Origin of the sequence: Paenibacillus sedimenti, from assembly GCF_014534655.1 — a bacterium.
GTDB lineage: Bacteria > Bacillota > Bacilli > Paenibacillales > NBRC-103111 > Paenibacillus_E > Paenibacillus_E sedimenti.
In genome coordinates this window covers 63586-89800 of sequence record NZ_JACVVD010000017.1, presented here as the reverse complement: position 1 = coordinate 89800, position 26215 = coordinate 63586, and the positions used below count along the sequence as shown (strand labels likewise).

The window sequence follows — 26215 nt, the reverse complement described above, 5'->3', positions numbered from 1 at the left end:
ATAGAGTATCATTTGCTGTTCAGGCACTCCACAATTAATTTGTTGACAAGTCCCGGATTCGCTTTGCCTTTGGTTTCTTTCATCACTTGCCCGACCAGGAAGCCTACGGCTTTTTCTTTACCTGCCTTGAAATCCGCTACGGATTGTGGGCTGTTTGACACGACTTGCTCGACGATCGCCTTAATAGCGCCTTCGTCGCTAATTTGCACAAGCCCTTGCTCTTCCACGATCTTCTGAGGATCCTTGCCGGTTTCGATCAGTTCCTTGAAGACGGTTTTGGCGATTTTACTGGAGATCGTGCCTTTCTCGATCAAACCGATCATTTCACCTAGACCTTTCCCCGTGATCTTCACATCTTGAAGCTCAAGGTTACCCGCATTGAGATAGCCTAGCAATTCGCCCATAATCCAGTTCGACACGGCTTTGGCGTCTTTCGTATACTGCAGGCTCTCTTCGAAGAAATCCGCCAGCTTCATGGAAGCGGTGATGACTTCGGCATCATAGCCTGGCAATCCGTACTCGCTGGCGTATCTGGCCTTGCGCGCATCGGGCAGCTCAGGGATGGTTGCTTTGACGTTTGCCTTCCATGCATCGTCGATATATAAACTGACGAGGTCCGGATCCGGGAAGTAGCGGTAGTCGTGCGCTTCCTCTTTACCGCGCATCGTCAAGGTTTTGCCTTGCGCATCATCCCAGCGGCGTGTCTCCTGTTCGACTTCGCCGCCGTCGCGAAGGATCTCCGCTTGACGGTACTCCTCATACTCGAGTCCTCTTTGGACCCCGCGGAACGAGTTCATATTCTTCAGTTCGGCTCTGGTGCCGAACTTTTCTTGTCCAAACGGACGCAAGCTGATATTCGCGTCGCAGCGCAGAGATCCTTCTTCCATTTTCACGTCGGAAACGTCGCAATACAGCATGATCGCTCTTAGCTTCTCCAGGTAAACTCGCGCTTCTTCAGGAGAACGCAGATCAGGCTCGGATACGATCTCGATCAGCGGCGTTCCCGCCCGGTTCAAATCGACAAGGGAAGCATAACCGCCATCAACATGCGTTAGCTTACCCGCATCTTCCTCCAGGTGAACGCGCGTGATGCCGATTCGCTTGCTCACGCCATTTACTTCGATATCGATCCATCCGTTCTGGCCGATCGGCTGATCATATTGCGAAATTTGGTACGCGTCCGGCGAATCCGGGTAAAAGTAATTTTTGCGGTCAAATTTACTGTGGGTCGCAATCGTACAGTTCAGCGCCATGGCCGCCTTCATCGCGTATTCCACCGCTTGACGGTTCAGCACCGGCAGTACGCCCGGGTGGCCGAGGCACACCGGACATGTATTTGTATTCGGAGGGGCTCCGAATGAAGTCGCGCAGCTGCAAAATATTTTGGAAGCGGTATGGAGTTCCACGTGAACTTCCAGTCCGACTACCGTTTCAAATTGGGTTTCCGTTGCCGTCAAAATGAAAGCCTCCTTCTATAAATAAGTGTTTAAAAAGTCCGCGTTCAGAAAGTGGGCTTTTTAAACTACCATTATAATTGCGGGCGTTGTTTGTGGTGGTCGGTGTTTTGCTCATAGGCATGGGCTACGCGCAGAAGCGTAGCTTCATCGAGCGCTTTACCGATGATTTGCAGGCCGACAGGCAGACCGTTGGCAAAGCCGCAAGGCACGCTGATCGCGGGGATACCCGCCAAGTTAACCGGGATGGTCAAAATGTCGTTCAAATACATCGTAAGCGGATCTTCGCTCTGCTCTCCGATTCGGAATGCAGTCGTAGGAGCCGTCGGTCCGATGATGATGTCGTATTTCTCGAACACTTGATCAAAATCTTGCTTGATCAAGGTGCGGACTTTTTGTGCTTTGAGGTAATAAGCATCATAGTAACCGGAGCTGAGCGCGTACGTACCGAGCATGATGCGGCGTTTGACCTCGGGTCCGAAACCCTCGCTCCGCGACATGTGGTAGACGTCGAGCAGATTGCGGGCGTTGTCGGAACGGACGCCATAACGAATGCCGTCAAAACGCGCCAAGTTCGAAGATGCTTCGGAGGAAGCGAGCAGGTAGTAAGCGGCGACCGCATATTCGGTATGCGGGAGGGTCACTTCTTCCCAAATAGCGCCGAGACTCTCCAGCACTTTCAGCGCTTCGAGCACTTTCTCTTTCACGGCAGTGTCGACGCCCTTGCCGATGTATTCCTTAGGCACGCCGATACGGAGCCCTTTGACGTCTCCGGTCAAAGCGCTCAGGTAGTCGGGAATATCCACATTCGCAGATGTGGAGTCCTTCGGATCGTAGCCTGCGATTGCTTGAAGCAGGTAGGCGGAGTCTTCAACGTTCTTCGTCAGCGGTCCGATCTGGTCGAGCGAGGATGCGAATGCGACGAGACCGTATCGGGACACGAGACCATACGTCGGCTTCAGACCGACGATGCCGCAGTAAGCCGCCGGCTGGCGAATGGAGCCGCCGGTGTCGGAGCCTAGGGCGAAGTATACTTCGCCCGCAGCGACCGCTGCAGCCGAGCCGCCGCTGGAGCCGCCCGGCACGTAATCCGTGTTCCACGGATTGTGGGACGGGTGGAACGCGGAGTTCTCGTTGGAACCACCCATGGCGAACTCGTCCATGTTGAGTTTGCCAATGGTGACGGTTTGCGCTTCTTTCAGCTTACTGATCACCGTAGCGTCATAAATCGGGTTGTAATTGGATAAAAACTTGCTTGCGCAGGTCGTTATCAGGCCTTCCGTTACCATGTTGTCTTTAATGCCGATCGGTAATCCGAACAAAAGACCGCGCTCACTACCGCCGCTTGCCAACTGCTCGTCCAATTGCTTGGCTGCTTGTCGGGCATTCTCTTCATCTAAAGCAAGGAAAGCGCGGACTTTGCCTTCAACTTCCTGAATACGTGTATAGGATTGATCCACAAGATCAGCGACCTTTACATCTTTGCGCTGAAGCTTCGTGTGGATTTCTTGTAGGTTTAAATCAAACAATGACAACGACAGGCACTCCCTTTCATCATATGGTGCGAATTGGATCTATTCGAGGACGGCTGGTACTTTGAACTGCCCGTCTTCTTCATCAGGCGCATTCAATAATACTTTGCCGATCGGCAGCGACGGCTTCGTTACATCCTCGCGCATAACGTTTACTAACGGCATCGCATGGCTGGTTGGAACTACGCCTTCCGTATCGAGTTCATTCAATTGCTCGGCATATTTTAAAATGGCATTCAATTGCTCGGTAAATTGTTCCTTCTCATGGTCACTGAGATCGAGTCTAGCCAACTTTGCGACGTGCTCGACATCTGCTTTGGAAATACTCAAGTTTCTACACCCCTTTATCAGCGTCTAGTCATTCTTTTCATTATATCCCAGATATTTTGCGAACTCAATCCAGAATCCACCACCATCGCATACGAAAAAACACGGCCTCCCACCGGAACGGCTGGTATGCCATTCAAATGTAAGAGGCCATGTTCTATTGGGTCGGCTATTGGATAAAGCCGGTATCCATCGCTGTCGCTTTCTCTTTCAAAACGTAATATTTGAGCTTAGCGGCAGCTAACGCCGTTTCGTACTGCCGTACCTTAAGCTCGAATTTGTTGAGATCGTGCTTGGAGATGGCGCCTACGTTGTAGCGGAATTTCATTTTCTCGAGATCGGCTTTCACATCATTCACGTTCCGCTGCTCGGTGAGGACGGTTTGGTACGAATTTTTGGCATCGTTGTAGGTGGTTTGAATCTTCTTGGTCAATTCGAGCTTGGTTTGCTCGTTATTTTGACCGCTGATCGCCAGATTGATACCTAGATAGGTGTCGCCGTACGTATTCTGGGTCACTGTATGGCCATTTTCCCAGACCGCTTCATCGATGTTATTGCCTGAAATTTTCATCTGGTACGAATTTTTGAGCAGGATCGTCGTATCCGTTTCAGTGATAGGCTCGATGATAATGGGATCGATGTCCTTCATGTTTAAGTTCGGATCATAGGAAATACCGATATCCGTTGAAAGCTGGACCAGTCCTAGACGATAGTTGTTCGTCAAGGTCACGATATCGTCTTTTTGCTTGTTAACGGCTTTCTCTGCAGTCTGCACGTCGTCGGTGGAAGCCAAGCCTTGTTGTGCGAAAAGGGTAGCTTTCAGCAAATCTTTTTCCATGACGGTCTGGTACTCCTGCATAAAATCAAGCTGTTTCTTTTGACCCAGAAGCTGAACGTACTGAGCGATCGTTTGCAGGCGGACGCCGGCCTCCGCTTCATCGTTTTGGAGCAATGAATTGCGCTGATCGGTCTCCAGCTGGTGGGCGGCGGTTTTCATTTGTGCCCGCTGCGCGGAAATGATTTGGTTCATGCCGCCGGCCATGGCGCCCATGCCCTGCAGCATTTGATTCATCGCCGTATTCTGCATGATTGTGATGGCCATATTCGAAGGATCGGTGGCCGGCACTCCTGAGGAGGTGGTGAAGGCGTTGATCTCTGCTGCCGTATCCGGCATATGGCTCGGCGTAAAAGCAGGAGAACCCATGTCGTTCATTTGTTGCTCCAGATCGTTTTTTTTGCTGCCTTGAGCCGCATATTTAAGCGTCAGCATGGCAAGATTGTGCGAATCTTTGAGCGCTTTATCCAGCACATAGTTTAAATCGATGGAGGCGACCGTCTCCAGAACGTCGGCGTTCACATAAACATTTTGCTTCGGATCATTGGCAGAGTCGGCGCTAACGAGCGCTTGCGAACTTGAAAAGAGTAACAGGGCTGCAGAGAGGCTGATCAGAGATTTTTTCAAGAAAATCGCATCCTTTCATTTATGCTTACACGGTAAGATTGGTTCCTGTTGGTAAAACGGGCTGTGCCTCGGATTTGTTCTTGGAAAATACGACAAAGCGCGTCAGCAGCATGGCGATGAAGTAAGTGAGCGTACCGGTCAAAATCAATGCGATGCAATCGTGGCTTATGACCGACATGTCGTTGCCCTTGACAAACACATTGCGAACGCCGTCAAGGAAATAAGTAAGCGGCAGCATGTGACCGAGTACCTGCAGGACCTTGGGCATCGCCTCCATCGGCCATGTAAAACCTGAAAGCATGAAGGAAGGCACGGCAATCAGCATTGCCGTCTGCGTCGCACCGAGTTGGTTGCTGGAGAACAGGCTGATCAGGTAACCGATGCCGCTTACCGCAAAGGTAAAACAAAGAATGAGACCAAGCCCGACAAGCAAACTTCCGGCCAGCGGTGCTCCGAAAGCATACAAAGCAATAACAAAAGCAATAGTGCTGTTGAACAGGTTGATTAAAAAATAGGGAGCTGTTTTCGCATAGGCGATTCGCCATGGATTTCGCTTCCATGCTGCGAAACGTTGCCAGGTGCCGCCATCTTTTTCCCGTGTGATCGTTAAGGCGATACCGAGGAATAACACTTGCTGTAAAATTGCTCCCATAAGTCCGTAGAGCATAAAATCGCTATAGTTAAATGCGGAGTTGTACATAATGCGGTATCGGTAAGGAATCGGCGACAACGTATTCATGACCTGTTCGCTTTGAAGTCCTTGCTGCAGCTGCAGCTTTTTCATCGAATAGCCCATGCTGAAGGTGGTGATGACCTCGTTGGCCCCCTTAGTGGCCGAGTTCGAAATCATCATATTGCTCCCGTCGATGAGCGTAAGCAATGGCAGCGTATCTCCACGCTTCAGCTTCGCCTCAAAATTGGATGGAATGACTAGCCCTACCTTTGCTTCCCCGCTGGACAAAGCACGTTTCACGTCTTCCTCCGAGTGGTATTCCTTCGTAATTTGGAACGATTCGCTCTCTTCGAAAGCTTGAATAATTTGACGGCTTAACGGACTCTGGTCTTCATCAATCACGACCGTGGCCATCTCGGTTACTTTATGGTGCAAATAGATCGAGCCGAAAAGCACCGTATACAAAACCGGAACGAAGAACAAGATGAGAAAAAGCCTTCGGTCCTTCAGAATGTGCATCCATTCTTCTGATATGAGCTTGCCAATCCGAAGATCCATCTCTTTCATCACCCTTCCGTTTTGCCGTTCCACTGAAGCGTCATGCCTGTCGTTGCGCTATCCGGGAGCTGATTTAATTCTAATTTGATGCCGAACGAACGGATATCCGTCTCTCCTGAGGTTTGCGTAGCTTTTTTGACGGCGAAATCGGGCGCTGCCGCTACTGTTGAAACCGTACCTTCTACTTTTTCCCCTGTCGATAAAAGCGTCATATTGACTTTGTTTCCGACCTTCAAACCTGCTACCGCCGTTTCCGGCATGTAGAACTTCACCCAACGCGTATCCGTTGACTCCATGGAGAACACAGGGAACCCGGAGCCGACAAGCTCGCCGACCTGCGCTGATTGAGAAAGAATAATGCCATCCGTTGGTGCGAGCAACTCGGTGTAGCTCAAGTAAGTCTCCGCTTCCATCTGAGCGGCTTTGGCCTGTTGTTCGCCGGATTGCGCGGACTTGATCGCGCCTTGCGCCTGCTGTACCGCCGCCTCCGCTGCGGCTACATCTCCCTGTTTTACCTGAACGGTAGCGCGGTTCGCTTCAGCCAGCTTCAATGCTGCTTTGGCTTGCTCCAGCTGAGCTTCAGCACCGCGAATTTCTTCCTCGCGCGGACCTTGGTTCGACATATTGTACTGCTGCTCGGCCAAATCACGCTTGGTCTTGGCTTCCTGATAGCTCACTTTCACTTTATCTACTTCAGCTTGAGAGACCAGCCCTTGTTCAAGCATGGCGTTCATTCTGTTGAGATTTTGTTCGGCAATCGTGTAAACCTCAGTGGTAGCCTTCAATTGAATCTCGGCTTGCTTCTTCTCCTCCGGACGCGCACCGTTATGCAGCGCATCGACTTTCGCCTGAGCGGCGCTCACTGCGGCCTGGGCCTGCGCCACTTGCTGCTCGGCCGTATCGGCTGTCACGTTTACGCCGGCAATGCCTTGCTGTTTCTTCGCATGCGCCGTTGCAGAAGCCCCTTCGGCTTCGGCGATTTTGCCTTGCGCTAGAGATACGGCTGCTTTGGCCTGCGCGACTTTTGCTTCAATCTCCGTGCTTTGAAGACGGGCCAGCACCTGGCCTTTTTTCACGGAGTTACCTTCCTTTACAAGAATTTCCGTCACTCTTCCGCCGACCTTAAAACTGGCGCTAACCTCATTCGTCTCTATATAAGCAGTCGGATGAACCTGATTGGCCGAGTCCGTCTGGCTGATCGCTTGCTTGGATGTTAACAACAAAGCACTCGTCCCAATAACTACCGCCATTGCAGAATAAATAACAGGTCGTATAAATCGCATGTGTATCCCTCCGAATAAAAATGTATAAAAATTAACGATTAAGGAAATTACCAAAATAATGCTGCAGAAGCTCCGAAATTCTTTCATTCGTTAACGGCGGGTTCTGTTTCTCCCAGTCAAAAACTAGAGCAACATATAGCTTAAACATGATAAAAGCCGTTATCTTCGGTTCGCAGCTTTTCATGGTGCCGTTATGTATGGCACGCTCAATATGCTGGCTGATATAATCAACAACTTCAGTTTCGATGCTCGACATCGCTTCAAGGGTTACCTGACTTCCGTATTGCTGGACTTCATGGGCCAATTGAATGAGCAGTTCGTGCTCTTTACGGAACACGAGTATGCCATAAATGGCGCCGTGAATTTTTTCAAAGGGCGTCGCGCCTTCGAGAAGCGCCTTCTCGGCTACGGCTTTCATTTCCGCAATCAAAGATTGAACGATTTCATGCAGAAGCTCTTCTTTATTCGTAAAAAACGAGTAGATCGTCGCCTTGCCCACACCGGCGATTTTAGCGATCTGATCCATCGTTGTTCCTTTATAACCGAACAGCGCGAAAGATTTTTTGGCGGATTCCATAATCATTAATTTTTTTTGATCCATAAGTGCACCCCAGAACTGAAATACTATTTTAGTTTTATGTTCGAAAGTTAATATACCATCATCTCCTGGTTTAATCAATAGGAATACGACAAATGTCCCCCAAAAGTGACGCTAAACCTTCGATGCCTATTCCGTCCGCATCGAGCCCAAAGCTCGATCGGCGTCTAAACTTACCTTAATAACGCGGTCGTTCTTCGATGTATTACTTCGATGATAAGTTTGGACATTACTTTTGGGGGAGCCCCCGGATACTACAAAAAAACCCGCCATAAAAGATGGGCGGGTTTACTTATGATCATATATCGTTTAGATCCAGGCCTTTAGACCGACTTGTTTGATGAAGTCCTCGCGGGATTGCACTTCCTTGTTCTGTTCGACTAAAACTTCGTCCAGCGAGTCCCCATTCATAATTCTGCGAAACATCTCCTCGTTCTTCGTAGAGAGCGCGTAATCGATGAGCGCTTCTTTCTCGATACGTTCCGCCTCCTGCTGGAGAAGCACTTCTTCGAGCTCAATGTCTCCCGCGGTTACATAGTAGTGCTTGTTATCTTTGGGAATACGTACGACGTAATCAAATATATTGTCCGCATTCCGATCATAGGCAATGATATATCCGTATTGTCCGATAGGCAGATTCTGTTCCAGGCTATCGGCAATGATGATGATTTTCTCACCAAGACGAAGCATCGAAATTCCCCCTAACTTAGCGATGCTAAAAGCTAATCTATGTGTACGGCTGTGGCTTTCTAGTAAAGTTAATAGTACTAAAAAAATGAAAGTGTGTCCAATAGAAGAAATCGCTACTATAATTAAGAGAAGAGAACGCATCAATTGAAATCTGTTGTTCATATGGAATTCATAATTCATCTCTATACTATTCGTAAGTCTTTAATGACAATCATTCTTAAGGAGTTGCTCGTCATGCTTAAAAATTCTTTAAAATTTCTTCATTATGTCGGGTTAGCGGAAGGCGCTTCTTTCCTTATTTTGCTTGGCATCGCCATGCCGCTCAAATACTTTTTCGACCTGCCGCAAGCCGTGCAGATCTTCGGTATGGCCCATGGCGTTCTGTTCGTCCTGTATCTACTTGCTCTAGCAATTGTCACATGGATTCACCGATGGCCGTTTAAAAGAGTGCTTATCGCCTTCATCGCCGCTTTTCTCCCGTTCGGTCCATTTATCCTCGACGGACGGCTACGTAAGGACTTGAAATTTCTGGATAATCGCGGCAACCTCTAATGCGAATATCATTATGTTTTTCCTGATCAGCGCCATTTTTGGCTTCGCAATGGCAGCCGTAATTTTAATCGGCCAGAATCTCGGGGGTCAGAAGGTTGACGAGGCGGAGTCTCCATGCAGATCTCCAGTTATGTGCAGATGCCGGCGATGGCGATCGGCGGAGTCGACCGCGAGACGGTAGGTCTCTTCCTTCCAGCTGAAGGCAGGGCCATAGATATTGGCGTACATATTAACAATTTAACCCTGTGGTCATTTATTATATTCGGCATATTTAATGTTGTTGCAGGTGTTGTGCGATCGGCAGGAGCTGTCGTGTTTCCGCTGGTTGTTGCCTTCATCGCGGCCGCGCTGAATGTGCTGTACTACCGGTTCGGCAATTGGAAAAAGGCGAAATGATGCCAAATTTGAGTAGAGCGTAAATACGCGAAAAAGTCTGCTTCCGCCCGTAATCCATGGGTAGAGCAGACTTTTTTGTATGAAGACAGGTAGATGCAAGTTAGCCTTTTACCGCTCCAGCGACCATGCCTTTAATAATGAACTTCTGCATGAACAGGAAGAATAAGATTGGCGGCGTTGTCGTAAAGACTACGGCGGTTAGCGCGTAATTCCACTCGCTTTTGTACTGGCCGAAAAACTTATAGGAAGCGAGCTGTAAGGTGGCTTCTTTTCCATTCAGCATAATAAGCGGCAGTAAGAAGTCGTTCCAAATCCACATCACATTGAGGATCGCCACGGTGCTGATGACCGGCACCATGATGGGCAACACGATCTGATAGAAGATCCGGTATGACGAACAGCCATCCATCGCTGCGCACTCTTCGAGCTCAACGGGTATTGATTTGACAAATCCGTGGAACATAAAGATCGCAAGCGGGCAACCGAGGCCCCAATAGATGACATTCAAGCCGCTCAAGCTATTAATGAGATGCAGCTCTTTCGAAAGCTTCGTTAAGGTGATCATGAACGATTGAAACGGCAGCATCATCGGAGAAATCGCAAGAAAGAACAGGAACGCGCTTAATCTGCTTTTGGTGCGGGACAGTTTGTATCCGGCCATCGATCCGAACAGCAGAATGCCAATGACGCTGACCGAAGTAATAAACAAGGTGTTCCAAAAGAGTTTTGGATATTTCATCAAATCCCAAACTTGCTTGTAATTCTCAAAACTGAATGCCCGCGGCATGCTGACCACATTGGTCACGACTTCCTTGTAATCCTTGAAGGTATTGATCAGCACCAGGAAGAGCGGATAAAGGAACACGCAAGTCAGCAAAATGATGACAATTTCCAGCAGCAGCAAGTTTCTACGATTCCTGCGCGTCATGCTTCCACTTCCTTACTTTTGAAAAATTTGACTTGAAACACCGTAATGAGCAGGATCAGAACAACGAACAGCAGCGATTTTGCCGTGGCGTACCCGAATCGGTTATTCACGAACGCTTCGTTATAGATATCCATTGTAATGCTCGTTGTAGCGCCTCCGGGCCCTCCAAAGGTCAATGTATAAATGATATCGAACACCTTGAGAGAGTTCGCGATTGTCAAAAAGAACGCAACCGTCAGGGAAGGCATCAACAAAGGAAGCGTAATAGTGAAAAACCGCTTCAGTCCTACCACGCCATCGATCGATGCAGCTTCATTCAGCTCAGAAGGAATCGATTGCAGCCCCGTAATGTAAATCATCATGTAAAAGCCGACGGATTGCCAAACGCTAACCAACAGGATGGATACAAACGCCAAATGCTGATCCCCAAGCCAGCTCCATTGAAACACAGACCAATGCGTAACTTCATGCAATGCTTCGAAAACCCGCGTAAACACAAACTTCCAAATAAACCCGATAATAACCAGACTGATGATATTCGGGATGAAAAATGCAGCTCGCAGCACAGCTTTGGACTTCAAAGCCTTAGTTAATATGACAGCAAGCGTAATCGCCGTGACATTCGTCAGAATAACGTTCAAAATACCGTATAACAAAGTAAAAAGAAGGGATTGCAATGAGCCCGTATCTGTAGTGAAGAGTTCGATAAAATTATCGAGTCCGATAAATTTAATGTTTTTGCCTACTCCATTCCATTTGGTCAGCGAGTAATAAAGCGACATGAGGAAAGGAATGATGGCTGCAAGCAAAATGAATATCATCGCCGGCGTAACAAAAACGAAAAATTCCGTATAGCTTCTGGCTGTTTTATTGAAAGCTTTCATTATTCTCACTCCGGTATTTATGAAGTAGTCGTGAACCTGGGGTCGTTGCGAGATCCGGATTCACGAAGTGAACCGATCGAGTCAGAAAGAATTTCTTTCTGGCCCGATCGGTGATTTATTGGGACAACGGCGGCGCTTATTGGGCAGCCTTGGCTAATTTAGCCCAGGTTTTGTCCAGATCGTCTTTGACTTGATCTCTCGTTGCCGCGCCTCCAACGTATTTCTGTAAAATTTCGCCTGCCTTTTGCTCGTAACCGTCTGGCCAATAGCCTTTGACCCAAGGATATGTGACGCCGTTTTTTACAAATTCGGACGTTTCTTTGGCCAGTTGCGCATCCGGGAAAGGTGCATCCTTGATGGTGGAAATTTGTTTCGTTTCTGCAGGAACGAACTTCTTGCCGTAGTCGGAAGTGGTCAGCCAGTTAAAGAACTTCAGAACTTCATTTAGGTTCTTGGAATCCTTGTTTATGCGGTACACGATGTTGGAATCGACCATAAGTCCGGCTTTGGAGCCGTCTTCGCCTACCGGCCCAGCCATGAAGCCGATGTCCAGATCCTTATTGATTTTACGAATCGATTCTTCCGCCCAAGTTCCTTGGTGCATGATCGCAGCCTTGCCTTGTGCGAACAAGTTCACCTGTGCGTTGAAATCTGTTTCAAGCGGCTTCGGATTGCCGTATTTGGTCGTAATGTCGAGCAGATCGAAAATATTCATCGCAGCCGGGATGTCGCTCAGCTTCTTTTTGCCTGCATGGATATCGGCAAATGCCGCTGCATAATCGCCGCCCATAGATGACATGACCTGCGTAAAGGTCTGCTCCAGCACCCACCACTCTTTGTAGCCGTTGGAGAAAGGAATGATGCCTTTGGCTTGAAGCTTCTTCGCTGCTTCCTCCAGTTGGCTAAATGTTTTGGGCAGTTCGGTGATGCCTGCTTCGGCAAACAGTTTTTTATTGTAAATGAAGGAATGAGATTGAAGAATGAACGGATAGCCCAGGACTTTGCCGTCCAGGGTCACGCCCGTTTTGGCCGAGTCTGCGATGTTTTTCATAAAATCTTCTTTGGACAAATCGTACGCATAGTCTTTGTACGTTTTATTGTCATTGTAGGCGCCGGACATGAAGATATCCGGAATATCGCCGGAGTTGATGCGCGTTTTCAGAAGCGTCGGGTAATCGTCCTGATGAATCGTGATATCGATCGTTACATTCGGATTTTGCTTATGGTATTCGTCCGCCAGATGATGCATGGCGTCTGTCATTTCCGGCGCATATTGAAGGATGTTTAGCGTTACCGGTTTGCTGCTTGCAGGTGCTGCGGTCGAGGCCGCTTTGTCTGTGGAATTGGCGTTAGTCGCTTCAGGCTTGGAGCCGCTTGCACAGCCAGCGAGCAGTGACATGATAAGCACCGAAGAAGTGATTACGCCTAAGGATTTTTTGCTCATTGAATGTTGCCTCCCTTTTTATTTGTAAGCGTTAAGCATAAGTTAATTTAACTAGATTCTCGCGCTAGGGTCTATGTAAAATGGTGCCTTCATAAGGGTAAAAAAATGTCATGCGCGTGGGAGCGGGATCCTAAACTCGGAATTAGGCAAATGGGAGCGCGGCTTTAACTTAACGCGAAGAAACAAACTTTACTCGGCTGCAGCGTCGTGTCCGGGCGCGTTAATGCGAAAAATCCGCGTTATCTTCGCGGATCATGCAGCCACGAATCATCTAGCGTCGCGGTTGTAGCTTCCGAAGGCGAATTCGGATCCGATACACGGCGTTGCCACGGTTTCTACGCTCATCGCTTGAATAACGAACCATGGTCGTTATTAAAAACATACTCTGACGCTAAATGATGGCTAATGGTCAAAATAATGGCTCGAGCGAACAAACGTCTATATTTAAAGAACTTTGTTCGTTACTTATAGTCATCTGTTCTCTACTCTCTCACTCATAGATATCTAAGTCGGTTAATCGTCCCGCGAGTCTTTATTAGCGAATAGTAATTCCAATTCACTTTTTCATGCGTATGCATCGGCCATCTTTCTATACCAGCTGCTCTCCTGAACGCTTGCGGCGTTACCCGGGTAACTGTCCCCGACAACATATAAACTCATACATCAAAAAAATTGCAGCGGCCTGGGGGCCAGCTGCAATTTTTGGGGAAGTGCCTACTCCTGGCTGTGCAGACGGAACCAACTGATTTGCACGGTTCCCGCAAAGCACAGGTAAACATCACGGATACCGGTGATCCCAGAGCCGGATACGGGCGCCGTCACAGTCGTCCACGCCTGCCAACCTCCCGTTGGCGGTACGTCGCATACGCCAGCAAGCGGTCCGTCAGGCGCATCCAGCCGGATTTCGATCTGCGCGCCCGACAACGCGTGAGCTACGCGAGCTTCGAAACCATGAACGCCTCTGCCCAGATCCGCGTTGCGAAAGGCGATCCAGCCTGTTTCACCGCGGCTGCGCAAGCACGCACCGCCGCCTTCGCGGCATTCATCCAGGTAGACGTCAGCGTAGTCGTCATAGTTGATAGCGCGAACGGCGGCATCCAGTTGGCGTGGAGGCACCTCTTCTCCACGAACGGTAAAGGATGCTTCAGCTTGGTAGTTCCCTGAAGAGCGACCAATCATGACGCTGTAAGAACCGCTTTCTACACAGTAACGATCGCGGGTGACATCCCAGAAAGCGAGCTCAGTTGCCGGCAGCGTAAAGGTTACGGTTTCTTGGTGACCGGGAAGCAGATGTACCCTTTGGAAGCCCTTAAGTGTCTTCAACGGGCGTCTGACACTGGATTCGTTGGCGCGGACATAGAATTGAACGACCTCGTCCCCGGCCTGACTTCCTGTGTTCTCAATCCGGATGCTAACCTGCAGAAGACCATCAGCGTTGATTTCTGCCTCACTTAGCGATAAATCGCTATAACGAAAATTTGTATAGGAAAGTCCGTGACCGAACGGGTATAAAACGTCGCCGTCAAAATACTGGTACGTCCGCTTCCCTTTGATGATGTCATAATCCATCAGATCGGGAAGCTGGTCTATAGAACGGTACCAGGTCATGTTCAGCCTCCCCGCCGGATTATAATCGCCAAACAGCACGTCAGCCACCGCGTGGCCGAGCTCCTGTCCGGCATGAGAGCTGTAGAGCATAGCCGGCATATGCTCGTCTTGCCAATTGACGGCGCACGGGTAGCTGCCGACGATGACCACGACCGTATTCGGATTCGCTTCGAACACGGCGCGAATGAGCGCTTCCTGTGCTGGAGGAAGCGTCAGGTCCGGGCGATCAACGCATTCCTTGCCGTTGATGAACGGGTTGTTGCCGACGAAAACGACAGCTGCGTCGGCAGACTTCGCGGCATCCACCGCAGCGCGGATGCCGCCCCGAACCACGTCGATCTCGAAGCGATCGACGCCGTCCGTATGACCGGCTTCGCCAACGGTCAGTACGCCGCCCTCGCCGGCCGCCACGTGCCTGCCGGCCCATGACTTCATCGCGGCTTCGGCGCCTTCCAGCGCCTCGAAGCCGAAGGCTTCCTTGACGAACCAGCCGCGGGCTTCGTCGGCAATTGCGGCGAGACGACCGTCGTCGGTCTCGGTGACGAACTTGCCGCTGGCAGCGGCCCGCAGCGTGACGCTGCCCCAGCCCCAGTCGGCGCGATCGAACAGCGCGGCGTTAGCCGCCTCTGCGCGGTCGGCCACAAGCAGTGGCTGCGCGCCGGCGCTGAGCCCGACGTATCCGCCGGTTCGCCTGCTGCGGAGGCGAATGCGGTCGCAGCCTTCCTCAAAGACTACAGCGTGGTCATTGGCATTGTTATATTCACTTTTGCTTTCAGCATTGTTGTATTCACTTTTGCTTTCGGCATCGTTAAATTCACTTTTGCTTTCAACATTGTTATATTCACTTTTGCTATCGACATTACCCAATGCCTTGTCTGCCATCTTTTCCCGAATCCCTTGCAGCGGCGTGATGCGATAATTTGGGGTACCGCTATACCAATCGGTATAAACCGTATTCGCTAGCGGTCCAATAACCGCAACCTTTTTCAAATCTTTCTTCAATGGCAGTATGCCATCATTTTTGAGCAGCACGATCGACTCGCGCGCTGCTCTCAAGGATAACTCAGCATGCTCAGGCGCACACAGCTTGGTTTCAGGTATATTCGCATAAGGATTGTTTGCCTCCGGATCAAATTCTCCTAGCCTGAATCTGACACGGAACGTATTGCTCAGCGCATGATCCAGATCCTCTTCGCCGAGCAGGCCTAGCTCTATGGCATCACGAATGGCGCGAAGCGTGATTTCCTGATCGTCGGTGATACTGTCGATGCCGTTCTTCACGGATTCCGCCACAGCCATCGCGTAGGATTGCATGTAATGATGATCGCGTACGGTTCCGAGTACATCCCCCGCATCACTGACGACAAAGCCTTGCATGCCCCACTCGCCCTTTACGATCCGGTTCACATCCGGATTCAGATTACAGAGTGTGCCGTTTACCGCATTATAAGCGGTCATCATAGAAAGAGCCCCGCCTTCCCGGAATGCCGGCTCGAACGCTTTCAAATAATATTCCCGCATGTTGCGCGGATCGATGCTGACGGAGCATTCCCCCCGATTAATCTCATTATTATTGCCTAGGAAATGCTTTAATGTTGCAACCGTCTTCAAATAAAACGGATGCGGACCCTGCATGCCTTTCACCAGCTCCGTTGAAATCCGCCCTGTCAAATAAGGATCTTCGCCGTAGGCTTCCTCCGTCCGTCCCCAGCGTGGATCCCGCTCCATATCAACTGTCGGCGCCCAAATCGTAAGTCCATTAATCGCAGGATTTTTTTGGTAATACACTCTGGCTTCATCACCGATGGCCGAACCGATCTCGCGCAGCAAATCCGGATTCCACGTGCAGGCTAGTCCGATATTTTGCGGGAACACCGTCGCTTCTCCCAACCATGCCACGCCATGAGCCCCTTCGGTCCCGTGCTTATACGGCTTTACTCCTAGACGAGGTACCTCTGTCTGGTATTGGGTCATCAGATTAATTTTCTCTTCCAAAGTAAACCGGGATATGAGATCCGCAACACGCTCATCGAGGGATAGTTCCGTGTTTTGAAATGGTAAACCTGTAAGTATGCTCATAATTAACCTCACCTTCATCGATCATTTGAAATCGCTTTCATTACCCTGTGATGGATTGCTTTCTGAATTCGAGTGGCGACACGCCAACATGCTTCTTAAACGCCTTGCTGAAATAGTTGGTATCGTTATATCCGATTTTCTCGCTTACGGTTTGTATTTTAAGCTCCGGGTCCTTCAGCAGCTCTTTGGCTTTGTCCATGCGGACATTCAGCGTATACTCATAAATGCCGCTGCCGTATTTTTGCTTGAAAAGACGCAGCAGGTGTTCTTTGCTGATATAGTGTTTTTCCGTAAATAATGCGATGGAGATGTCTTCATAATAATGGTGGTCGATATAATCTTTAATTTGATCGACATTCAGCTTATCCGCCGATTTATGGCTATGGAGCAGGGCTGAGAACCATTCCTCCATAAAGCCGGTCAATCCCTTTGCGTAGTCGTCAAATTCCATTACCCGATTATCGAACAAAAGCTCGAATCGCTCTAGAAGATGGGAAGGATATGAGGATAAGGCACTTCCTTCGATGGCAAGCTGGTCCGCAATGATTCGAATCTCCGTGCTGCATTGAAGCATCATCTCTATGCTGAAATAGCCGGATCGCCTTATCTCTTCGAAGAAATCCCGTATGATGTTGACGGCATACACCGCACTGCCCATTTCCAGAGCATGCAGCAGTAAATCTTTTTTCACTAAAATAGACATTCGATTCGCAGCGTCCATGGCCCTATCGGCTTCCAAACCTTTGGATTCCAGTAAATTAGCCTGCATCAGTAATGTTTTGGCCGACTGATAGGCCGTATCCAATTGATCAAGTCGCTCTGTGACCTCTCCTACAGCGGCCATGCTCTTTGTTCCGAACGTCTCTTGCAACCGTGTCGCAGCCTGCTGAACATCTTGGCTAATTACAAAGTCGGCTTGCTCCGAAGGAGACAGTACGATAATAAACTCCTGCTCTTCTCTATTGTTTTTGAAGCTAAATGTCTGCCCCGCCGAGGATAAAAGCTCGTTTAACGCATTCGTAATCGCATAATAACAAGCATGCATGTCACCGCTGAATTTCTTCTCGCTCACGGATGATAGATTCAATACGGTCATAACGATCACTTGAAAGCGATCATTCGGCTTCGCTTCGATCAACATCTCCAGCTCTTTGATTTTATGGAATTTACCATTTTGATCGATGATTGATGCAAAAATCTTCTCTTTCACGAGCGGCATCGAAATGTTGTGCAAGATCGCGCCGGTGAGCCTGGTGTTACGCTCTGCCTGCTCACGATCAAGCTGCGCTACCGTCTTGGCAATCGCCTGATTCAGCTCCGCTTTTTTGATCGGCTTCAGCATGTAATCAAGTGCCCCAGACGTAATGGCTCCCCTGGCAAATTCAAAATCGTCGTATCCGCTCACCACAATACACTTGCCGGAAGATACCGCCTTGGCTTGCTGCAAAAATTCTACCCCGCCTAGAAACGGCATGCGCATATCGACGAAAATCAGATCCGGCTGAATGGACGCCAGCAGACTAAGCCCTTCTAACCCGTCTTTCGCTTCGTCAACCATCGTAATCCGGTGTTCGTCCCAGGCTCCAAGAGCACGGATCGCGCGTCTGGCAGGCTCTTCATCATCAATAATCAGTGCTTTGTACATGTTGACCCTCCTTTCTGATCGGCAGTCTGATTTGAATATCGGTTCCTTGACCAGGTTGGCTGTTCATTGTCATGTGAGCATCGCGGCCATACATCAGCTTGATGCGGGAATACAAATTTTTCAAACCGATCTCTTCTTGAACCTCCAAATAATTCTCGTTCATCCCTGCTCTGACTTCTTCCAAACGCTTAGCATTCATGCCCGGTCCGTCATCAGCGACGTGAAGAACGAGCCATTGTTCATCCCAGTCCGCCATGATTTCGATATAAATGGCTTCAGACATTTGCTCCAGCGCATGTTCAATCGCATTTTCCAGCAAAATTTGCAGAGTCATTTTGGGAATAAGAATAGCCATGGCTTCCGCAGGAATATCGATCGCTACTTGTAATCGTTCGCCGAATCTCGCCTTTTGCAAAACCAGATAGTTCTGAATATGTTCCAGCTCATGCCCCACGCTGACGGTTTCCCCATCTTTGATGCAGTATCGCAGTGACGAGGCCAGCGCATCAACCATTTGCTGGATAGAATCGACCTCATGGATAATCGCTTCCGTCGAAATCGCCTGCAAGGAGTTGTATAGAAAATGCGGATTGATTTGCGCTTCCAGCGCTTTTAACCGGGCATTCCGTTCGTTCAGCTTGATTTCATAGCGTTCCGCGATCAAATCATTGATTCTGACCACCATCTGATTAAACTTTCTGGAGAGATGCGCGATTTCGTCCCTTCCTTTAAACTCGTAATCGAGTTCAAAATTGCCTTCTCCAAGCTGCTCTATTCTGCGCGAAAAATCTTTAAGCCTTCCTGTAATCGCATTTGAAACGAAGATGACCACGATAATGAAAAATACCAAGAACCCGCAGCCCACGACTAAATTAATCCATCTTGCGTTCGCCGCAGCTTTATTCAGTTCGGCAATCGGCGTCAGCTTAACCAGCTTCCACTTGTTTTGCCCGGAGATATTATATTGGGCTAAAAATAAAGATCGCTCAATGCTCTGTTCCGAATAACCAGCCTCCCCGGCTTGCTCGTCGACCCTTGCCAGCAAACCTTTCCACTGGGAATCCGTGACATCATCATTATTGCTATAAAAAAGCTGATTCTCATAGTTAAAAAGCCCCAGGACCTCACCCGATTTATCCGAAAGATCACCGAAAATACGGTTAAGCTCCCGATAATTCAACGTGACCGAAATGACGGCTAAAGGCCTTTTATCCGCAATGTTGATTAGAATCCGGTGAAACACCAGAAATTGCTGTGACTGGGATGCAGGTTCCATACTGCGGAATTTGGGGCTCCCCGCCGCTTCTTTATACCAAGCTTCCTGCTCCGTTTGATAGTCGCTTTGCTGCGTTAAATTGACCGTAGAACGGGAGAGCCGATACTGGGTGTGATTGATGGGCGTGTAAATCGTTATTTCTTCAATATCTTCACGCGAGTAGAACATATTCTTGATCTGGTTCTGGATATTGAACTGAGCCAAATATTCATTGGAAATAATCGCATCCATGAATACGGAATCTTTCCGCGGAGACAGCGTAAACTCGTCGATCTTACTGATGTAATTATCCAGGTTCTGATTGACCAGTTTCATGATTTTCTGGTTGCTGGCAATGAAATTCTCCTCATTCATCAAGGATGATTGCCGATAGGAGAGATAGGACAGCAAGATCACAATCAAGGCCACTATGAGCGAAAAAACGACGATCAGTTTGCTGCGCAGACGCCCGTTCAACATGCGTAAAATACGTTCCAAGGCCTCCGCCCTCCTGCTGCCGATATATCCTTATGCAAGAATTTCCCCCTCACGTCCGGATTAGACTTGAGGGGGAAAGTTAATCATACCGTTATGATGACTTTGTCGGAAGTGGTTGCCGTTATGCGCACCCCGAATTCATGCGCTTCCTGCCTTCCGCCTTCCACAGCTGTCACGGAAGATATTCCTCTTAGAATGAGGCTCCACCGGCTGCCATAGGCTGCTCCTGCAGCGGTAGCTTTAATGATGTTGCCGCTGCGCGCAGCAGTTAGCGTAACAGCTTCCTTGGTTGCCGGATGATAAACGCGGGATACGGCTTCCTGTCCATCTTCCAGCTCGAAGAGATGGTGCTCGCTATGCAACGTGTAATCGTAATCCGGCTTCTCATCCACCGTACCAACAGCGAGTAAAGTGTTTGGACGCACGAAGAGCGGTATGCTCAAATAGTCATGCTGTTCCTTGAACCATCTGCCTCCTTCGACTTTGGCGCCTGTCAGGAAGTTGGTCCAAGTTCCGGCGGGCAAGTAGTAAGAGGCTACGCCCGTTTCGTCAAAGACCGGAGCAACCAACAGAGAATCCCCAATCATATACTGGCGATCCAAGTAATCGCAGGTAGGGTCATTCGCGAATTCCAATACCATGGCCCGCATAAGCGGCAGACCTTTTTGCGAAGCCTCGACTGCTGTGCTGAAGATGTACGGCATCAGCCTGCTCTTGAGCTTCGTGAAGTGGCGAAGCACGTCAACCGCTTCTTCATCGTACATCCAAGGAACCCGGTACGAGCGGCTTCCGTGAAGGCGGCTGTGGCTGGAAAGCAATCCGAACGCGGCCCAGCGCTTGTATAAATCCGCACTGGAGGTACTTTCGAAACCGCCGATATCGTGGCTCCAGAAGCCGAAGCCGGACAAGCCGAGCGATAAGCCGCCGCGCAGGCTTTCGGCCATCGATTCATAAGTAGCTGTGCAGTCGCCGCCCCAATGGACAGGGAACTGCTGCCCGCCTGCCGTCGCGGAACGAGCGAACAAAGCTGCTTCGCCTTTGCCGAGCTTTTCTTCCAGTACGTCAAAGACGACTTTGTTATACAATTGCGTGTAATAGTTGTGCATCTTGAACGGATCCGAGCCGTCGTGATAGACAACATCCGTCGGGATGCGCTCGCCGAAATCTGTCTTGAAAGAATCGACGCCCATATCGACAAGCTTCCTCAGCTTGTCGGCATACCATTCGCAGGCCGCCGGATTGGTGAAGTCGACGATGCCCATGCCCGGCTGCCACATGTCCCACTGCCAGACGTCGCCGTTCGGCCTTTTGATCAGGTAACCGTTCGCCATCCCTTCTTCAAACATGGGGGATCGCTGCGCGATATAAGGGTTGATCCAGACGCAAATTTTCAGGCCTTTGCTTTTCAAACGCTGGAGCATTTGCTCCGGCTCCGGGAAAATCCGTTTATCCCATTCGAAATCGCACCAATGGAATTCTCTCATCCAGAAGCAGTCGAAGTGGAACACATGCAGCGGAAGTTCTCTCTCGGCCATCCCATCGATGAACCCGGTTACCGTTGATTCGTCGTAGTTGGTCGTGAACGATGTCGTCAGCCAAAGACCGAACGTCCATGCCGGCGGCAGCGCGGGCTTTCCGGTTAATGTCGTGTAGTTGCTTAGTACTTCCTTCAAGTCAGCACCGCCGATCAGGAAATACTCCAGGTATTCGCCCCCTACACTGAACTGCACCTTGGATACTTTTTCAGAGGCAACCTCAAACGATACGTTCTCGGGGTGATTGACGAAAACTCCGTAACCTTTATTGGTTAAATAAAAAGGAATATTTTTATAAGACTGCTCGGAGTTCGTGCCTCCGTCGCGGTTCCAGATATCGACGCTCTGGCCGTTTTTCACAAACGATGTAAACCTCTCGCCGAGACCGTAAACGCTTTCTCCAACACCCAAATCAAGCTGATCGCGAACAAAGGCGCCCTCGTTATCGGAAATTACATACCCCATGCTCTTGAAGCCGCTTGAGGTCAGCTTGCGTCCGTTGTAATCGAACTGAAGGTTCCATGGCTGATCCCGGCGAATGCTTGCACGCAAGTTGCCGCTGGTCAGACTTGCTTCTTGCGTATTCGCTTGAACGTCAACCGAAAGGCCCTCATCCGTGTTGATCGTAAAAAAAGGGCCGACCTGACGCTTCCCTTTATGATGATAAATTTGCACGCGGATCACGTCTTGAAGCGGAGAAGAAAGCTTCACCTCAATTAGCGGCGTATCCAGCTCGCCGGAACGGTCAACGATCGGTTTAGGCGGACCGAATAGTGTAAGCGAACGATCCGTTGTATAGATGTCATGCACTTCAACAGGACTTATAATTTGGTACCCTTTCCGGGTCATCCACTGGCCGTCACTAAATTTCAATGATGTCAGCTCCTTGGTTATATTTTATAATAATATTGATTCTACTTATCATTTCTAACTAAAATAGTAACCGTATCACCGCAAATTGTCTTGCAGAATGCTGATATGACAATATAACAATTTTGATGTAGGGGGAACTGCTCTTATGGATTTCGAAGCCCTGCGGGAAGGCCGTATTCACGGTGATCTCATGTTCCCGCTTAGCGTGTACAAAGTGGAAAAAGAAAACGATACGTTCTTCAACTATCATTGGCATCGTGAGAGTGAATTTGTCTATATGACAGAGGGAAGCGCCCGCTTTCATATTGGAACGTCTGTCATCGAGCTGCAGCAGGGCGGAGCGCTGCTTATTCCCAGCGGCCAGCTGCACGCTTGTTACCCTTCGGGGGATCATCCGGCCTTCTTCCATGCGATCGTCTTCGACCCCCATTTGCTCAGCAGCAGCACCTATGACGTCATCCAGAGCAAATACATGGAACCGTGGATGGAGCGGCGGCTTATTTTGCCCGATACGTTCCATCCGTCCACCCCTTGGGAGCAGCGGCTGCTTCTGCTTCTCACGGACGTTATCGAGCAATACGATGCGAAGCCGCGCGGATTCGAGCTCAAAATCAAGGCAAACCTGCTGGCGATATTCGCCGAGCTGATTCCGCATGGCGAGCAGTACTCCGAACTATCCCGAAGCTCGTCAGATACAGCCAAAATCGAGCGGATTAAGCCCGTCCTCCAATATATGCACGCGCAGTATAAGGAGCGGATTCTCATTCAGGATCTCGCTTCCCTGATCTCGATGAGCGAAGGGCATTTTTGCCGTTTTTTCAAATCCATTGTTAAAAAAACGCCTGTCGAATACCTCAACTTTCTACGCGTCGAAAAGGCGATGAAACACCTGGAAGACCCTAAGATCAAAATCATCGATGTCGCCAGCGAGGTCGGCTTCGAGAGTCCGAGTTATTTCATCAAAACGTTCAAGTCCTTGAAAAACATGACGCCTACGGACTATCGCAAAACGTTTACAACCCCATCCCAGCGGTAAACATTCATTCATTTCTGAGGTAAAAGCTGCGCACTGTTTCATAGGCCAGCTTTGGTCTGCGATACGCGTCCACGATCCCTTTGCTGTTCTTCTTCATCGCTCTGGCCAGCAGCCATCCGGGATTCTGAACAAGTGTTCATGTTTTCCTCAATTGCAGCTGCCGTGAAATCACATATTCACTCTAACTCGGTTTCACGGCGGATTCGATGCGTCTCGAACAACCTGATCATCAATGAAAGCTCCCTTATTCGTTCCACAGCTTTACTCTATCTTTGACCAACTGTGAAAATTGCTCGTTCATTTTTTTCACGCCGGCCTTCTCCAGATCCGCCATGAAAGCGTCCCACACTTTGTCGAAAACTTCCGGCTTCGAAAGAATCGCTTCCGGGATCCGTTTTTTCATAATATCCTCGCATTTCTGGAATATGACTTGCAAATCAGAGCCTGTTTCCATCTGAATGCCCCATGCGGCGCCATATTTGCGGACAGAAAATTCTTCCGGTTTGGGCCACAGGTCCAGATAGGTTTTCGCATTGTATGCTTTAAGCGTATCCTTATCTGCTTGCGAATATCTTTCAATATATTGCTCGGTAAAGTTCGTCGTGTAGTAGTTGCCTGTTGAATCCTTCACGCCGTCGCCATAGCGGGCCGAGAACCAGTAGTTACCGATACCGATTTGCTTCTTATAGCCGCTTGGATCGTTCATTTGCATCTTAAGTGTCTCTGGCGTCACGGTACGCTTACCGTTCTCCATCTTATAGTCGATGCCTTCAACACCCCAGTTGACCAGGATTTGCCCCTCATCGGACGCTAACCAATCCAGGAATTTGATCGCGCGAACCGGATCTTTCGCTTTTTTCGTGATGCCCATTCCCCCAGCCTGCCAAATACCCTGTTTCCTGGAAAGCATGATCTTTATAATTCTCATTCAGCGTGACAGGGAAATGCGCATACGTCTGCTCGAACTTCCCTTCCTTTTTCAGCGCATTTTCACCCTCTTGATAATCCCATTTTTGGTCAATCAAACCGATGACGCGGCCAGTCGCAATTTTCGCTTTGTATTGGTCATACTTTTGCACGAAGCTTTCGGGATCCAGCAAGCCAATGTTGTTCATATGGTTGAGCCACTTAAAGTACTCCTTCTCTTCGGGACGAAGATAATGGAACTTCGCTTCATACGTGTTTTGATCAATATAAAATTCACCGTCGTCAGGCGCGCCTGTCGCATAAAAGGCAGGGTTTGTAACCGATATCAAGGCATGCCAATCGTCGGCATTGAGCGATAAACCGATCGTCGGTTTACCGTCAGTGGTGGTCGGATGTTTTTCTTTATACGTTTTGATGGCGTTTTCAAAATCTTGAACCGTTCTGATTTTCGGATATCCTAACTCTTTGAGGACTTGATGCTGGAGCTCAAATCCGCCTTCGGAATCAAAATATTTTTGGTTCACGCCGGCAGACGGGAGTACGTAAATCGCATGGTCATTATTGCTGTAACGGAGCCTTTTCGTATAATCGCCGTATACCTTTTTGAGGTTAGGTCCGTACTTTTCGATCAGAGGAGCCAGGTCTACCATGGCGCCTGCATCAATCAGCTTCTGCGTGCCGCCTTTTCCGAAAACCAAGTCCGGATACTCGCCGCTGGAAGCCATCAATGCGATCTTTTGATCGGAAGCGCTAACAGGGAAATCTGCTTTGAGCGTGACGCCTGTTTTTTCCTTAATGACTTTACCGATCCTGCTCTCCATATTATCCCAATCGGCATTCTGGTCGGCGAAAAACGCCGTGAACGTAATCGGTGTCTTATCGTTGGCATTTGCCGCCGTACCGTTCGGTGACGAACTGCTGCCCGGGGCGGTATTTGCACCGGATGTTGGCTCCTTGGAGCAGCCGGTTACTGTAATTAAAGCTGCGGCAAGCAATACGGCTGTCATTTTTGCAGCATACTTTTTCATTCAGCAAAGTCCTCCCTTTAATGATTCTAATATATTGTAAAAATTGGATAACCTGAAGCTACCAATGATTAGCTTTTGACGGCTCCTAGGGTGATGCCTTTAACAAAATATTTTTGCAGGAACGGATACACGAGCAAAATCGGGAGCGTCACCACCATCGTAATCGACATTTTGATGGATTCCGGCGAAACCTTCGCGATGCTTTGAGAAGCATTCGGATTGTGAGCTTCGTTCCCCGATTGCGTGCTTAGCAGCACCTTATTTAGCTCATACTGGAGTGTGGTTAATTTCTCATTGGTACTATTATAGAGCAGGGTATCGAACCATGAATTCCAGTGGCCTACCGCAATAAACAGAGCGATTGTTGCTAACACAGGCTTACAAAGCGGCAGTATGATTTTCCAAAAAATCATGAAATCATTGGCGCCGTCGATCTTGGCCGACTCCTGCAGCTCGTAAGGCAGCCCGTCCATATAGGATCGGATCACGAATACATACCATACGCCTAAAAGTCCGGGTAAAATATAAATCCAGAACGTGTTGATCAAATGCAGGTTCCGCATCAGCATATATACGGGCACCAAACCGCCTGAAAAGTATAGCGTCATCGCGAACATGACGGACATCGGCCTGCGTGCTTGAAAATCTTTGCGCGCCAGAACGTAAGCGACCATGGAAGCGCTAAGAACGCCTAACACCGAACCGATAACCGTTCGCAAAACGGAATTCTGGAAGCCCGTGATGAGCCCCGGATAGCGGAAAATCGTTTTATAATTTTGCAGGGTGAACTCCCTTGGCCAAATATAAATGCCGCCTTTGACCGTATCCACGGAATCATTGAGGGATATGGCGAGAACATTCAGAAACGGATACAGGGTGGCAATCGTCACCAAGATCATGATGATATAGAGCAGCACGTCGAAAGCGAGCTCCGTATAGTTTCTTTTCAT

The 26215-nt window shown here is 49.2% G+C and carries 20 protein-coding genes and 1 pseudogene; 4 read left to right on the top strand and 17 right to left on the bottom strand.

Translation table 11 applies throughout. The annotated features are described in order from the left end of the window. Positions 1-8: 8 nt before the first annotated feature. The 8 genes from gatB to ICC18_RS29705 form a co-directional block, all read right to left on the bottom strand. Positions 9-1457 carry an Asp-tRNA(Asn)/Glu-tRNA(Gln) amidotransferase subunit GatB gene (gene gatB, locus ICC18_RS29740; protein WP_223192985.1) on the bottom strand — a complete coding sequence of 483 codons (1449 nt, stop codon included), beginning with the start codon at positions 1455-1457 and terminating at the stop codon, positions 9-11. A 71-nt stretch (positions 1458-1528) separates the two neighbouring features. Next, the gene (gatA, locus tag ICC18_RS29735; RefSeq protein ID WP_188178049.1) at positions 1529-2989 is read right to left on the bottom strand and encodes an Asp-tRNA(Asn)/Glu-tRNA(Gln) amidotransferase subunit GatA; all 1461 of its coding nucleotides are present in this window, start codon (positions 2987-2989) and stop codon (positions 1529-1531) included. Between the two features lie 39 nt (positions 2990-3028). Further along, complete coding sequence (gene gatC / locus ICC18_RS29730) at positions 3029-3316, bottom strand: Asp-tRNA(Asn)/Glu-tRNA(Gln) amidotransferase subunit GatC (RefSeq protein ID WP_188178048.1); 288 nt, start codon at positions 3314-3316, stop codon at positions 3029-3031. Positions 3317-3482: 166 nt separating this feature from the next. Then, positions 3483-4775 (bottom strand): TolC family protein, encoded by a 1293-nt coding sequence (locus ICC18_RS29725; RefSeq protein WP_188178047.1) that lies wholly within the window; start codon positions 4773-4775, stop codon positions 3483-3485. Between the two features lie 25 nt (positions 4776-4800). Next, positions 4801-6006, bottom strand: coding sequence for an ABC transporter permease (locus tag ICC18_RS29720; RefSeq protein ID WP_223192984.1), 1206 nt, complete (start codon positions 6004-6006; stop codon positions 4801-4803). Positions 6007-6014: 8 nt separating this feature from the next. Further along, positions 6015-7289: an HlyD family secretion protein gene (locus tag ICC18_RS29715; protein WP_188178045.1), complete on the bottom strand. Its 1275-nt coding sequence runs from the start codon at positions 7287-7289 to the stop codon at positions 6015-6017. A gap of 31 nt (positions 7290-7320) precedes the next feature. Continuing rightward, positions 7321-7890 carry a TetR/AcrR family transcriptional regulator gene (locus ICC18_RS29710; RefSeq protein ID WP_188178044.1) on the bottom strand — a complete coding sequence of 190 codons (570 nt, stop codon included), beginning with the start codon at positions 7888-7890 and terminating at the stop codon, positions 7321-7323. A 306-nt stretch (positions 7891-8196) separates the two neighbouring features. Then, on the bottom strand, positions 8197-8577 hold the full coding sequence (locus ICC18_RS29705) for an ATPase (protein ID WP_188178043.1): 381 nt from the start codon (positions 8575-8577) through the stop codon (positions 8197-8199). 234 nt (positions 8578-8811) lie between these two features. Here ICC18_RS29705 and ICC18_RS29700 point away from each other — a divergent pair, with 234 nt between their 5' ends. The 3 genes from ICC18_RS29700 to ICC18_RS29690 are packed head-to-tail and all read left to right on the top strand — an operon-like array spanning position 8812 to position 9525. Beyond that, entirely contained in the window at positions 8812-9129 is a 318-nt protein-coding gene (locus tag ICC18_RS29700) for a DUF3817 domain-containing protein (protein ID WP_188178042.1), read from the top strand. A gap of 13 nt (positions 9130-9142) precedes the next feature. Continuing rightward, positions 9143-9310 (top strand): hypothetical protein, encoded by a 168-nt coding sequence (locus ICC18_RS34890; RefSeq protein WP_188178041.1) that lies wholly within the window; start codon positions 9143-9145, stop codon positions 9308-9310. Beyond that, positions 9244-9525 carry a hypothetical protein gene (locus tag ICC18_RS29690; protein WP_188178040.1) on the top strand — a complete coding sequence of 94 codons (282 nt, stop codon included), beginning with the start codon at positions 9244-9246 and terminating at the stop codon, positions 9523-9525. Before ICC18_RS34890 ends, ICC18_RS29690 begins: the two co-directional genes overlap by 67 nt. A gap of 100 nt (positions 9526-9625) precedes the next feature. On the opposite strand, the gene ICC18_RS29685 is transcribed toward ICC18_RS29690, so the two are convergent. The 7 genes from ICC18_RS29685 to yicI form a co-directional block, all read right to left on the bottom strand. Further along, positions 9626-10453: a carbohydrate ABC transporter permease gene (locus tag ICC18_RS29685; protein WP_188178039.1), complete on the bottom strand. Its 828-nt coding sequence runs from the start codon at positions 10451-10453 to the stop codon at positions 9626-9628. Then, on the bottom strand, positions 10450-11337 hold the full coding sequence (locus tag ICC18_RS29680; RefSeq protein WP_188178038.1) for a carbohydrate ABC transporter permease: 888 nt from the start codon (positions 11335-11337) through the stop codon (positions 10450-10452). Before ICC18_RS29680 ends, ICC18_RS29685 begins: the two co-directional genes overlap by 4 nt. 136 nt (positions 11338-11473) lie before the next feature. After that, the gene (locus ICC18_RS29675) at positions 11474-12781 is read right to left on the bottom strand and encodes an ABC transporter substrate-binding protein (RefSeq protein ID WP_188178037.1); all 1308 of its coding nucleotides are present in this window, start codon (positions 12779-12781) and stop codon (positions 11474-11476) included. A 714-nt stretch (positions 12782-13495) separates the two neighbouring features. Further along, the gene (locus ICC18_RS29670; RefSeq protein ID WP_188178036.1) at positions 13496-16468 is read right to left on the bottom strand and encodes a glycoside hydrolase family 3 protein; all 2973 of its coding nucleotides are present in this window, start codon (positions 16466-16468) and stop codon (positions 13496-13498) included. 40 nt (positions 16469-16508) lie between these two features. Beyond that, positions 16509-18113 (bottom strand): response regulator, encoded by a 1605-nt coding sequence (locus ICC18_RS29665; RefSeq protein WP_188178035.1) that lies wholly within the window; start codon positions 18111-18113, stop codon positions 16509-16511. After that, entirely contained in the window at positions 18091-19866 is a 1776-nt protein-coding gene (locus ICC18_RS29660) for a sensor histidine kinase (protein ID WP_188178034.1), read from the bottom strand. Before ICC18_RS29660 ends, ICC18_RS29665 begins: the two co-directional genes overlap by 23 nt. An 83-nt stretch (positions 19867-19949) precedes the next feature. Beyond that, positions 19950-22274, bottom strand: coding sequence for an alpha-xylosidase (yicI, locus tag ICC18_RS29655; protein WP_188178033.1), 2325 nt, complete (start codon positions 22272-22274; stop codon positions 19950-19952). 145 nt (positions 22275-22419) lie between these two features. On the opposite strand from yicI, the gene ICC18_RS29650 reads away from it, so the two are divergent. Next, complete coding sequence (locus ICC18_RS29650) at positions 22420-23310, top strand: helix-turn-helix domain-containing protein (RefSeq protein ID WP_188178032.1); 891 nt, start codon at positions 22420-22422, stop codon at positions 23308-23310. A 244-nt stretch (positions 23311-23554) separates the two neighbouring features. On the opposite strand, the pseudogene ICC18_RS29645 reads toward ICC18_RS29650, so the two are convergent. Beyond that, positions 23555-25265: pseudogene (locus ICC18_RS29645) on the bottom strand (ABC transporter substrate-binding protein). A gap of 68 nt (positions 25266-25333) precedes the next feature. After that, positions 25334-26215 (bottom strand): carbohydrate ABC transporter permease, encoded by an 882-nt coding sequence (locus tag ICC18_RS29640; protein WP_376745678.1) that lies wholly within the window; start codon positions 26213-26215, stop codon positions 25334-25336.